The organism is Paenibacillus sp. Y660 (genome assembly GCF_057221575.1).
The window spans coordinates 55,065-66,029 of sequence record NZ_JBXBBJ010000026.1; the positions used below are offsets into that span (position 1 = coordinate 55,065).

At 47.0% G+C, this 10,965-nt stretch carries 13 protein-coding genes and 1 rRNA gene; 12 read left to right on the top strand and 2 right to left on the bottom strand.

The window, feature by feature from the left end:
* Nucleotides 1-8: 8 nt before the first annotated feature.
* The 8 genes from rplQ (at nt 9) to AC2TDN_RS22100 (ending at nt 6,966) form a co-directional block, all read left to right on the top strand.
* A complete protein-coding gene (rplQ, locus tag AC2TDN_RS22065) occupies nt 9-374 on the top strand; it encodes a 50S ribosomal protein L17 (protein ID WP_169090744.1) in 366 nt (121 codons plus the stop codon).
* A 479-nt stretch (nt 375-853) separates the two neighbouring features.
* Nucleotides 854-1,606: a tRNA pseudouridine(38-40) synthase TruA gene (truA, locus tag AC2TDN_RS22070; RefSeq protein WP_482069175.1), complete on the top strand. Its 753-nt coding sequence runs from the start codon at nt 854-856 to the stop codon at nt 1,604-1,606.
* Nucleotides 1,607-1,788: 182 nt separating this feature from the next.
* Entirely contained in the window at nt 1,789-2,226 is a 438-nt protein-coding gene (rplM, locus tag AC2TDN_RS22075; protein ID WP_053373925.1) for a 50S ribosomal protein L13, read from the top strand.
* A gap of 20 nt (nt 2,227-2,246) precedes the next feature.
* Nucleotides 2,247-2,639 carry a 30S ribosomal protein S9 gene (gene rpsI, locus AC2TDN_RS22080; protein WP_053373926.1) on the top strand — a complete coding sequence of 131 codons (393 nt, stop codon included), beginning with the start codon at nt 2,247-2,249 and terminating at the stop codon, nt 2,637-2,639.
* Between the two features lie 178 nt (nt 2,640-2,817).
* Entirely contained in the window at nt 2,818-3,513 is a 696-nt protein-coding gene (locus AC2TDN_RS22085; RefSeq protein WP_484690181.1) for a phosphoadenylyl-sulfate reductase, read from the top strand.
* Nucleotides 3,514-3,538: 25 nt separating this feature from the next.
* Nucleotides 3,539-4,705, top strand: coding sequence for a sulfate adenylyltransferase (gene sat / locus AC2TDN_RS22090; protein WP_484690182.1), 1,167 nt, complete (start codon nt 3,539-3,541; stop codon nt 4,703-4,705).
* Between the two features lie 131 nt (nt 4,706-4,836).
* Nucleotides 4,837-5,625, top strand: coding sequence for an N-acetylmuramoyl-L-alanine amidase CwlD (cwlD, locus tag AC2TDN_RS22095; protein ID WP_484690183.1), 789 nt, complete (start codon nt 4,837-4,839; stop codon nt 5,623-5,625).
* A 222-nt stretch (nt 5,626-5,847) separates the two neighbouring features.
* The gene (locus tag AC2TDN_RS22100; protein WP_484690184.1) at nt 5,848-6,966 is read left to right on the top strand and encodes an Mrp/NBP35 family ATP-binding protein; all 1,119 of its coding nucleotides are present in this window, start codon (nt 5,848-5,850) and stop codon (nt 6,964-6,966) included.
* Nucleotides 6,967-7,043: 77 nt separating this feature from the next.
* Here the strand turns inward: AC2TDN_RS22100 and gerD are convergent, their stop codons facing one another.
* On the bottom strand, nt 7,044-7,748 hold the full coding sequence (gene gerD, locus AC2TDN_RS22105; protein WP_482069170.1) for a spore germination lipoprotein GerD: 705 nt from the start codon (nt 7,746-7,748) through the stop codon (nt 7,044-7,046).
* A 272-nt stretch (nt 7,749-8,020) separates the two neighbouring features.
* Here gerD and AC2TDN_RS22110 point away from each other — a divergent pair, with 272 nt between their 5' ends.
* Nucleotides 8,021-8,644, top strand: a complete 624-nt coding sequence (locus AC2TDN_RS22110) for a KinB-signaling pathway activation protein (protein WP_484690185.1) — start codon at nt 8,021-8,023, stop codon at nt 8,642-8,644.
* 1 nt (nt 8,645) lies between these two features.
* Here the strand turns inward: AC2TDN_RS22110 and pdaB are convergent, their stop codons facing one another.
* On the bottom strand, nt 8,646-9,455 hold the full coding sequence (gene pdaB, locus AC2TDN_RS22115) for a polysaccharide deacetylase family sporulation protein PdaB (protein ID WP_482069168.1): 810 nt from the start codon (nt 9,453-9,455) through the stop codon (nt 8,646-8,648).
* A 206-nt stretch (nt 9,456-9,661) separates the two neighbouring features.
* Here pdaB and AC2TDN_RS22120 point away from each other — a divergent pair, with 206 nt between their 5' ends.
* From AC2TDN_RS22120 to AC2TDN_RS22130, 3 genes are all read left to right on the top strand, one after another.
* Nucleotides 9,662-10,288: a stage II sporulation protein M gene (locus AC2TDN_RS22120; RefSeq protein ID WP_484690186.1), complete on the top strand. Its 627-nt coding sequence runs from the start codon at nt 9,662-9,664 to the stop codon at nt 10,286-10,288.
* 126 nt (nt 10,289-10,414) lie between these two features.
* Nucleotides 10,415-10,636, top strand: a complete 222-nt coding sequence (locus AC2TDN_RS22125; protein WP_053373934.1) for a hypothetical protein — start codon at nt 10,415-10,417, stop codon at nt 10,634-10,636.
* Between the two features lie 246 nt (nt 10,637-10,882).
* A 16S ribosomal RNA gene (locus AC2TDN_RS22130) occupies nt 10,883-10,965 on the top strand; the annotation flags it as partial.

A 10,965-nucleotide genomic window follows, 5' to 3' on the forward strand; every position in this document is an offset into this window, starting at 1 on the left:
AAAACAAGATGGCATATCAAAAATTAGGACGTGACGCTAGTGCACGGAAAGCTTTGTTCCGTGACCTCGTTACTGACTTGTTCCTTTATGAGCGTATTCAAACGACTGAAGCTAAAGCGAAAGAAGTTCGTTCTATCGCTGAGAAGCTGATCACTAAAGCGAAGCAAGGTGATCTTCATGCTCGTCGTCAAGTAGCAGCTTATGTACGTCGCGAGTCCATTGATGGACAACAAGACGCTATTCAAAAGCTGTTCTCCGAACTAGCTAGCCGTTACTCGGAGCGTGCAGGTGGATACACACGTATTCTAAAACTAGGACCCCGTCGCGGCGATGCTGCGCCTATGGTTTACCTGGAATTGGTTGACCGCGCGTAGTACTGTACAACACGGAAAAGTATAAGCTTGTCCACAGCGTTAAACCTTGTCCAAGCTTTATACGCGAGCGTAAACGGCTTATGCCTGCCTTTGGCGGTATAAGCACGCTAACGTGATGAAATATAAGCTAAGTATTTGGGCTCGCCCTATGCTTCTTGTATTTTAGTGAAAAGGGTGGACCCTTGCGGCCACCTTTTTTTATTTGCCTATCTAAATGGTTAATCATGTTGATTAAGCTTATCCTGCTTAGAGCAAAGTGAACGAAATGCCGCTTTGATGAGCTCATGCTTATAACGAGCGCTGAGTGCCATTTAAGCGATTGAGTAGGAAATGCTGCCCCTAAGCAAGGAAAGCAACCAGGGAGCGATAGATGTGCTTGTGCGACATCTCTTGGGTGTCCAGAGGGCGAAGCTCCTCGAGGTCCTTTTATAAAGAGGATTTAGGGACTTAGGAATCCCTTTAGTTAAGGGGGGAACAGGTTGAGGAATATTTGCGTAAAGGTCAGCTATGACGGGTCGGGCTTTAACGGTTTTCAGACGCAGCCATACGGCAGAACGGTTCAAGGTGAAATAGAGAAGGCTATCAAGAAGCTTACGGGCGAGACGACCATTATCATTGGTTCGGGACGCACGGATGCGGGAGTGCACGCACAGGGGCAGATGTTCAATTTCTATACGGAATCTACGATTCCGACAGAGAGATGGGCGATCGCGCTTAATACGCGGCTGCCGAAGGACATCGTCATTATTGAAGCATTCGACGTGCCGGAGCATTTTCATTCGAGAAGATCCGCCAAGCGCAAAACGTATCGTTACACGATTGATACCGGAAAATTTCCAGATGTGTTTGGTCGCCAGTATCGCTTTCATCATCCGACGCCGCTTGATGTAGAGGCGATGCGCGAGGGGCTCAGCTGCCTTGTGGGGAAGCATGATTTCACCTCGTTTACATCGATACATTCTACCAAGCCTCATCATATCCGGACGATCTACGAAGCAGACTTTGTACAGGAAGGCCCTATCGTGCATATGTACGTGACAGGCAACGGTTTTTTGTACAATATGGTTCGAGTCATTATGGGAACTTTACTATGGGTTGGCGAAGGAAAAATGGCTCCATCTGAGATAAAACGCATCCTGGAGGGTCGAAATCGATCGCTTGCAGGTCCTACGGCAATGCCGCATGGATTGATGCTGATGGATGTTGAATATTCCAGCGAAAAACAGGGATAAATCACTATAAATTACTTGCACTTAAACATACTTTATAGTAGAATATAACTTGTGCTTTCGAAGTGGCTAACCCACAGCCCCGACTGAGATCGTCACAAACTTGGCTATCAACAATGAATTAACAAACCAACGTTTACGTTGTTATAAAAACGATTAATGTATGAAATTAAGGAGGATCATCCATGCGTACCACTTATATGGCTAAATCAACTGAAGTTGATCGTAAATGGTTCGTCGTCGATGCGGAAGGCAAAACGCTAGGCCGCTTGGCGAGTGAAGTTGCTGCCCTGATCCGCGGCAAACACAAACCGACATTTACACCACATGTTGATACAGGCGATTTCGTTGTCGTTATCAACGCTGAAAAAATCCATCTGACAGGCAAAAAAATGTCGGATAAAATTTACTACCGTCACTCCATGTACTCCGGTGGCTTGAAAGCTACTCCGGCACAAGAGATGATCAAAAACAAGCCAGAGCGCGTTATTGAGCTGGCAGTACACGGCATGTTGCCTAAGAACCGTCTTGGCGACAAAATGAAGCTTAAACTTAAAGTATACGCAGGTGCGGAACATCCACATCAAGCACAAAACCCTGAAGTTTACGAACTTCGCGGGTAATAAAGAGGAGGACAAGTTTCATGGCTCAAGTGCAATACTATGGAACCGGTCGTCGTAAACACTCTGTTGCACGTGTACGTCTTGTGCCGGGTGAAGGACGAATCATTATTAACAAACGCGACATCAATGAATATTTTGGTCTAGAAACATTGAAATTGATCGTAAAACAACCGCTTAACCTTACTGACACATTGTCGAAATACGATGTGCTTGTAATCGCTAACGGTGGTGGTATGTCAGGCCAAGCGGGCGCTATCCGTCACGGTGTTTCCCGTGCTTTGCTTAAAGCAGATCCTGAATTCCGTCCAGCTCTAAAACGTGCAGGCTTCCTGACACGTGATCCGCGTATGAAAGAACGTAAAAAATACGGTCTTAAAGCGGCTCGTCGCGCTCCACAATTCTCGAAACGTTAATATCTATACATCAAATGCCTTCTCTGCTTGTCAGAGAGGCATTTTTTTGTGTCTAAAATTAAACGGTCAAAAACTTTATTTCATTTTGGTGAAAACTTATTATTGAACATTGCACGCGTAGGACGTATAATTTTTATACAGACTAAATCACTAGGATTTATTAACGGAGGGCATTCAAATGAACCTTTTTGAAAAAGAAGCGCTTATTAAGCAAAAGGAAGTTGAGCTCGAAAACGCGACACCGGAAGAAATTATTGCGTTTGCAGTGGAGACCTTCCCTAACATTACTTTCGCATGCAGCTTCGGCGCCGAGGATGTCGTTCTTGTTGACATGCTGCAAAAAATTAGCCCGAAATCGGATATTTTCTACTTGGATACCGATTTTCATTTCAAGGAAACCTATGAGACACGCGACCGGATGGTAGAGCGCTACCCTGGAATTCCTTTCGTAGAAGTAAAGCCTGAAATTACACCTGAAGAACAAGCGGCGCAATTTGGCGAAGAGCTTTGGAAATCCGATGCCAACGCTTGCTGCAACATTCGTAAAGTAAAACCTTTGACTAGTATCCTCTCTAAATACGATGCTTGGATTACCGGTATTCGCCGCGATCAAGCGCCTACTCGCGCAAATTCCAAGAAGATCGAATATGATACAAAATTCGGACTCGTTAAATTCAATCCTATCGCTCATTGGACGAATGAAGATGTTTGGAACTACATCCGTGAGAATGATGTCATTTATAACCCGCTGCATGACCAAAACTATCCGAGCATTGGCTGCGAGCAATGTACACGCAAAGTAATGCCGGGTGAAGATCCGCGTGCGGGACGTTGGGCTGGTCAGGAAAAAACAGAATGCGGATTGCATAAATAAGCAACCTTAGGAGGCAATTACAACAATGAGTCAAATTCTACCGCACGGCGGCGTATTGGTTAACCGTGTCGCTACGGGCGAACAACGTGAAGCACTGCTGGCTGAGGCCAAAACTTTAAAAGCGATAACGATCAACACTTGGACCATTTCTGATCTTGACTTGATCAGCGTAGGCGCATTCTCCCCATTGACTGGCTTTATGAACGAAGCGGATTACCAATCGGTTGTGAAGGATATGCGTCTTGCGAATGGAACAGTATGGAGCATTCCGATTGCGCTTGCTGTAGAAGCAGCAAAGGCTGCTGAATTGTCGGTTGGCGAGCGCGCAGCTCTAACTGGCGAAGATGGCGTGATTTATGCAATCATCATCATCGACAGCATTTACACGGTTGATCACAAGGTTGAAGCAGTCAACGTATTCAAAACAGATGATCTGGAGCATCCAGGCGTTCAAAAGCTGTTTGAGCGTTCCAATACGAATGTAGGCGGAGAAATTACAGTTTTGAACCGTCCACAGCCAGAGAAATTCAATGAGTTTTATTTTGACCCATCGGAAACTCGTCGTCTATTTGCTGAGAAGGGCTGGAAAACAGTTGTTGGCTTCCAAACGCGCAACCCTGTTCACCGCGCTCATGAGTACATTCAGAAGACGGCCATGGAAATCGTTGATGCGTTGTTCCTTAACCCGCTTGTTGGCGAAACGAAGTCCGATGACGTTCCTGCTAACGTGCGGATGAAGAGCTACCTGGCCTTGCTTGAGAACTACTACCCGGAGGATCGTGTTTTCCTTGGCGTATTCCCGGCAGCTATGCGTTACGCTGGACCGCGTGAAGCGATCTTTCATGCGCTTGTTCGCAAGAACTATGGCTGCTCGCATTTTATCGTTGGACGCGACCACGCCGGCGTAGGCGACTACTATGGCACTTATGAAGCTCAGGATCTGCTCAACACGATTCCAGTTGAAGATCTCGGCATTACGCCGCTCTACTTCGAGCACAGCTTTTTCTGCAAAAAATGCGGCAATATGGCTACATCAAAAACTTGCCCGCATGACAAGGAGCATCATTTGACGCTTTCTGGTACGAAGGTTCGCGCATTGCTTCGCGATGGCGTATGCCCGCCGCCTGAATTCTCCCGTCCAGAGGTTGCTCAAATTCTGATCGAAGGCATGTCCGAGCAGCCTGTAGTCTAATAATTAGACTTGTATAAGGTTTGTCTCATAAACGACCATCTCGTCCCATATAAATGAAAGTGTGCATTAGGCTTAATGTGAAGCTGAGTGATGCCGCTTATTCATTTGATGGAGAACGGGGTGGTTTTTTTATGCGCCGAATCAGTCGGCATGTTGTCATTTGGTTGACGTATAAAGGTGTAATGCGAATCGGAATCGGACTCTTGATCATTACATTGACGGGCATCATATTAACGCAATCGATGCCAGCGACCAAAACATGGTCTTATTGGACGCTGCCGTTATCAGGGAAGACCATTGCCATTGATGCCGGCCACGGGGGAGTAGATGGAGGCGCCATCAGCAAGCAAGGAGTAATCGAAAAGGATTTGAACTTGGCAATCGCGCTTTATTTGCGTGATTATTTGCAGCAGGCTGGTGCTATCGTCGTGATGACGAGAGAAGGGGACTACGACCTTGCAACGGGTGATGCAAGAGCGTACAGCAAGCGCAAGACGGAGGATTTAAAGAAGCGCGTGGCGGTTATTAAGGGCAGCAAGCCGGCTGCCGTAATCAGCATACATATGAACAGCATTCCATCGGCCAAGTGGTCAGGAGCACAAACTTTTTTTCATCCTGCCAACCATCCGGACAACCGGATTTTAGCTACTTTCATACAGGATGAGATCAAGCGAAATTTGGAAAATACGACTCGGGTTGCGGCTACCGTAAAGGATGTATACGTACTTAAAGCGATTGAGGATATACCGACAGCGCTCGTCGAAGTTGGCTTTCTGTCCAATCCAGGCGAATCGCAGCGGCTCGCTGATGCCGAATATCAAAGACAGGTGGCAGCATCGATCTATGAAGGCGTGCTGCGCTATGCTTCCGGTGAGAAGCTGAGCGGCAGCGTGCTGCAGGGGGACGTAACGACTGATTGACAACTTATTTGAAAAAACGCTGCAGCATCGATCTATGAAGGCGTAATGTAATCTGCATCTGGCGAGATGTTGAGCGGCAGCGTATTGTAGGATGATGTAACGAAAGATTGACCATTCAGGAGGAAAAAAAATCAGTTCGTCTGCAGATGGCTTGGTTGATTCATTTCCTGTGTTATAATGACTATAATCTAGGTTTGATTATATAAAGGTGGGACACATACTATGTTGACACGCGAGCAAGTTATAGAGGCCGTCGAATTGGTGACGGCAGAACAGAAGGCGGATGAAATCACCATCCGCGACGTAATGGTTCGGGACCGTCAAGTTTCGATGACGGTCCTTGGGGCTGGCGCGGCTGCGCAGCCCGCGCTGGAAGCCTCGCTCCGCGAGGCGCTGGCGCGCCTGGGCGCCGAAACCGTGCACTTCCGGTTTCGGGCCGAGGCAGCGCCTGCCGCGGGCGCAGGCGCGTCTGCGCCGCCGCCTGCGGCAGCTAAAGCAGCGGCCGCGGCTAGCGCCGGTGCCGGCAAAGCTGGCGGCCCAGCGCCCGTACAGGGCCACGGGGCCGGCCTTGCTACACCGCTGCTGGACCCTAGCAGCGGCGTGAAGTTCATCGCCGTCGCCAGCGGCAAAGGCGGCGTCGGCAAATCGACGGTGACCGTCAATCTTGCGGTCGCCTTAGCCCGCAGGGGCAAGCGAGTCGGCATTATCGATGCCGACATCTATGGCTTCAGCGTTCCCGATATGATGGGGATCGAAGAGCGCCCGGAAGTGGTGAACGAGAGGGTAATCCCAATCGAGAAGTTTGGCGTCAAAGTGATGTCGATGGGCTTCTTCGTGGAAGACAACAGTCCGATCGTATGGCGCGGACCGATGCTCGGCAAAATGCTGCGCAACTTTTTCCAAGAGATCGAATGGGGCGAGCTTGATTACTTGCTGCTAGACCTGCCTCCAGGCACGGGAGATATTGCGCTTGACGTGCATCAGATCATCCCGCAAAGCAAAGAGATTATTGTAACAACGCCGCATGCTACCGCAGCATTCGTAGCGGCAAGAGCAGGCGCAATGGCACTGAAAACAGAGCATGAAATCATTGGGATCGTCGAAAATATGTCCTATTACATATCTGCGGCTACCGGTGAGAAGGAATATGTATTTGGACGCGGTGGCGGCGCTCGCTTAGCGGAGACGCTTCATGCCGATCTGATGGCGCAAATTCCATTGGGCGCTCCGGATAACCATATTTCCGAGCCTGATTTTGCTCCATCTGTATACAAAGAGGACAGCGATACAGGCAGAATGTACTTGGAGCTGGCGGATCGCGTGTTGAGCAAGTGCGAATAAAGTAGCGATTACAATAATAAAGCCCGAACGATTGTCTTATGCGGACAACCTGTTCGGGCTATTTTTACAAAATGCGACTACATGCCAGAGTCTCCGCCTCCGCCTTCTTCTTCAGAGCCCGAATCTCCGCCTGATTCCTCGCCGCCAGATTCCCCTTCACCGCCGGATTCTTCCTTCTTCTTATCTACCTTCTCATTAGGGTTCGGTTTAAGCTCTTCCTGAACCGCTTTTTTCATTAGATCGAGCACCTCAAGCCGGAAAAGCGGATTTTGCATCGATTCCTGCATGAGAGACATAACTTCCTTGCGATATTGCGTGCTTTGCAGCACCTCAAGAATCATTTTGTCCATTTCCGGATTTTTGAGCACCTTGATCAATTCGGCTTGGTAAGAAGGGTCCTTGATCAATTCCTTATGAATCGCTTTATTTTGCTTGTTAACGGATTTTGCAAATTCACCTGCAAAGCGAGTATCGACCATCAGCTTCTTGATAACCTTATCGTATTGAGGAGAGACAAGGACATCCTTTACTGCCATGCGAACCTCTTCCTGATCCTGAACGGACAGCAGCTTTGATCCTTGCCCGCTATAGCCGGATATGGTCTGCGAGGACTCCTGCAAAGCCTTTTGTGCGTCCTCCGTTTTCAAAATGTCAATAACCATGGACTTCAAATCCTTATAGCTGACCTGTTCATTGCTACCTCCTGATGACTCGGCACCGCAGCCTGAAAGCATAAACATCATTACGGAGATAACCGACAATAAAACCCACTTCTTACGCATCCTTAGCATGCTCCCTTCTATGTCAGTACAGCTGTATACCATTCGGATAAGCATATCGTTCTAAGAGTGATGGATCATGTTCTTATTATGCACATTGTTCACCGTATTATCATGGAGAGTCGTTAGCTTTTTGTTGTGAACGTGGTAAAATAAAGGGTAATGCGGAAGCGATTAAAAGCCGCAAATGGGAAACGACTTCATAACCAGTAATTTGTTCCGAAAAACGATGGTTGGAAAGCGAGCCATCATAAACATTCAGGAGGAAAATGAACGTGAATTTAAAAAAGTGGTTCTTTTTATTTTGGAGCGGCATGGTTGTCGGTGCGCTCGCGTGCGTGATAACCGGGGCGATCATGGCTTGGGTTGATCCGGAATTTGGCTTTTTAGGCTTTAAAGCCGTCGGATTTAACGCCTTAATGATGGCCTTAGTCGGTTTAATGATCGGAGCCTTCAGCCAGATGGGCTTTTTCGCTTATTTAACCTTGAACTATATCGCCCTTAGCGTGTTCGGCAAAAAATATTTATGGAATACGCTTCAAGGCTATACGACGATATTTGCAGCGGCCGGACTTGGCTATTTATTGTACGAGCAGCGTATGAATAACTGGTTTTTCTGGACGCTGCCGCTTATCCTGCTTATTTTCTCCGGAGTTGTGTCATGGTTCAAGGTTAAGCAAACGAACAAAACAGCCTTTGTTCCAACGATGTTTCTGATGTTTGTCGTCACGTTTATTGAGGCATGGCCTGCGCTGCAAGGGGAAACAAACGTCTCCGCCATCATATTTATGATGGTCCCTTTATTCGTTTGCAATGCATACCAAATCATGATGATGCATCGTCTGGTCAAAAAAGAAACGACCGACTCAGCAGCAATAGCTGCAAAGCCGGTCGTATAGCTTAGTATTCGTATTCGGCGGCATCGAGCTGCGGGAATGTAGACGAAGTCTTATCCTGCACAGCTTTGCCGTCGATTTCTGTTTGTGTGATTAGGTCGGATACCGTTACGAACTCGTAGCCCTTGTCACGGAGCTGGTCAATGACAATTGGCAAAGCCTCATGGGTTTGCTTCACAGAATCGCTTGCGTGAAACAAAATAATATCGCCGGGATGAACGCGGGTCACGACACGTTTAATAATTTTGTCAGTGCCGATGTTCATCCAATCGAGTGAATCGGTATCCCATTGGATGACCTTATATTGAAGCTCTTCTGCAATACGCAGTACCCGTTTGTCAAAATCGCCGTTAGGCAGCCTTATTAAATTCGGTTGTTTGCCGGTAACGTCGGACAAGATGGTGTGCGCTGTCGTAATTTGCTTTCGAATTTCTTCATCGGTAAGCTTGCTGTAGTTATCATGCTTGTGGCCATGGCTGCCTATTTCATAGCCGGCTTCCTGAATTTTTTTGACGATCTCCGGATGAGATTGGCTCCAAGGCGATGATAAGAAGAAGGTAGCCTGCTTGATGTTCTTTTCCTTTAGCACATTAAGAATGGGCTCTGCCCGTTTCTCGCCCCAGCTGATATCGAAGGTAAGGGCGACGACCTTTTTGTCAGTAGGCACGCTGTAAATGGCAGCCGGCTGCTGCGGGGCGAAGACGGTGATGTTGTCACGTTCGGCATAAATGATGCCAACCGAGAAGACAAGAGCGATCGTAATCAAAAAATACCTTTTCAGCTTGCGGCCGTTCAAAACATAAAAGACGTTCATGGGGAAGGGCACTCCTCTCTAATGGAAGCTTGTACAAAGATAAGAAAGTATAAATCCGACCTTTATACTTCGCTTATCTTTTATCGCGAAACGAGCTTTTGCCTCCATGGAAGGCTGCAGTCATTTACGCTAGTAGTACAATCTATGCTCGTACAACAAAGATATTCATCCATGTTGCCAACTTACATCGTATGGAGGGAAATAAAATGTTTAAATGGCGGTTGATTTGGGAGCATTTCAAGCAAATGAATCCATACATAGCATTTGGCTCGATATTATTTTTAGCCGGAATGGTTGTTGGGGGCACCAACCCGACATTCAAGGCCTTTCTGGATGAACAGCTGAAGGGGCTCGGACAGCTTGCCAATATGATCGATAATTCAAGCAACCCAACTTTAACGATGATCGTCTTTATCTTTTTGAATAATGCGATAAAATCAATTTTGGTTATGTACTTAGGGGCGTTGTTCGGTATCCTCCCTTTCTTCTTCCTAGTCGTAAATGGCATGCTCATTGGATATTTGCTGAAAACAAGCGCGGAGCTGCATGGCGGTGGGTTCGTTGCGGAGCTTGTGTTTAAAGGGCTGCTGCCGCATGGCATATTGGAAATTCCGGCAATCATTATCGCTTGTGCTTACGGGATGAGGTTCGGAGTGCTCGTACTAAAAGCAGGAGGCTCCATCCTATTCGCTCGGTCGAAACAGGAAAGCTTAGGTCGTGAGCTCGAAAGCTTCGTTGTAAGAACCGTTCCCGTTATGGTTATTTTGACGATAACGCTGCTTATTGCTGCTGTTATTGAAAGTACATTTACAACATGGTTGTTAACGATGTAATAATTTTTCCAATATTTGAGCATAACAGTAAAGCAGTGTCGAAACGCATTGGCGTGAGATGTTGCTTTTTTGTTCGTTTTGGACGGTCTAGTTGCGCTTTACAACTAAAGGAGGTCACTCACGGCTATGCTCGGAATACTATTCAACGATAAAGAATGCAAAGAACTCGACTACGTCCTTCGCAAGGAATTGGATGAAATGCTGCTTGACTTAAATGATTCCCGATTAGATGGAGACATTAAGCAAGCAATCACGAGAAGATATAAGATCATTTTCCGAATGTATGCACGTATTGCCTCTCCTAAAGAACTGTCGCGTTACGCGTTAAACGCACGTTCTTATCGATAAAATTAGGATTTAAAAAAACTTTCAAAAAGGGGTTGCATTTAATTGGGCCCCTGTGATATATTATTTCTTGTCGCCGCGAGACAAACGCGGAAACAACGAAAGAGTAGATTGCTCTTTGAAAACTGAACAACGAGTAATAACTGCCCTTATGATTCTAACGAATTGTAAGAAAAAGCGATATAAAAGTAATGAGCAAGTCAAACACATGAAGCTTTCTCTTCGACATCGCGTCGAAGCGAAAACTTCCATTTGGAGAGTTTGATCCTGGCTCAGGACGAACGCTGGCGGCGTGCCTAATACATGCAAGTCGAGCGGATCTTGTCCTTCGG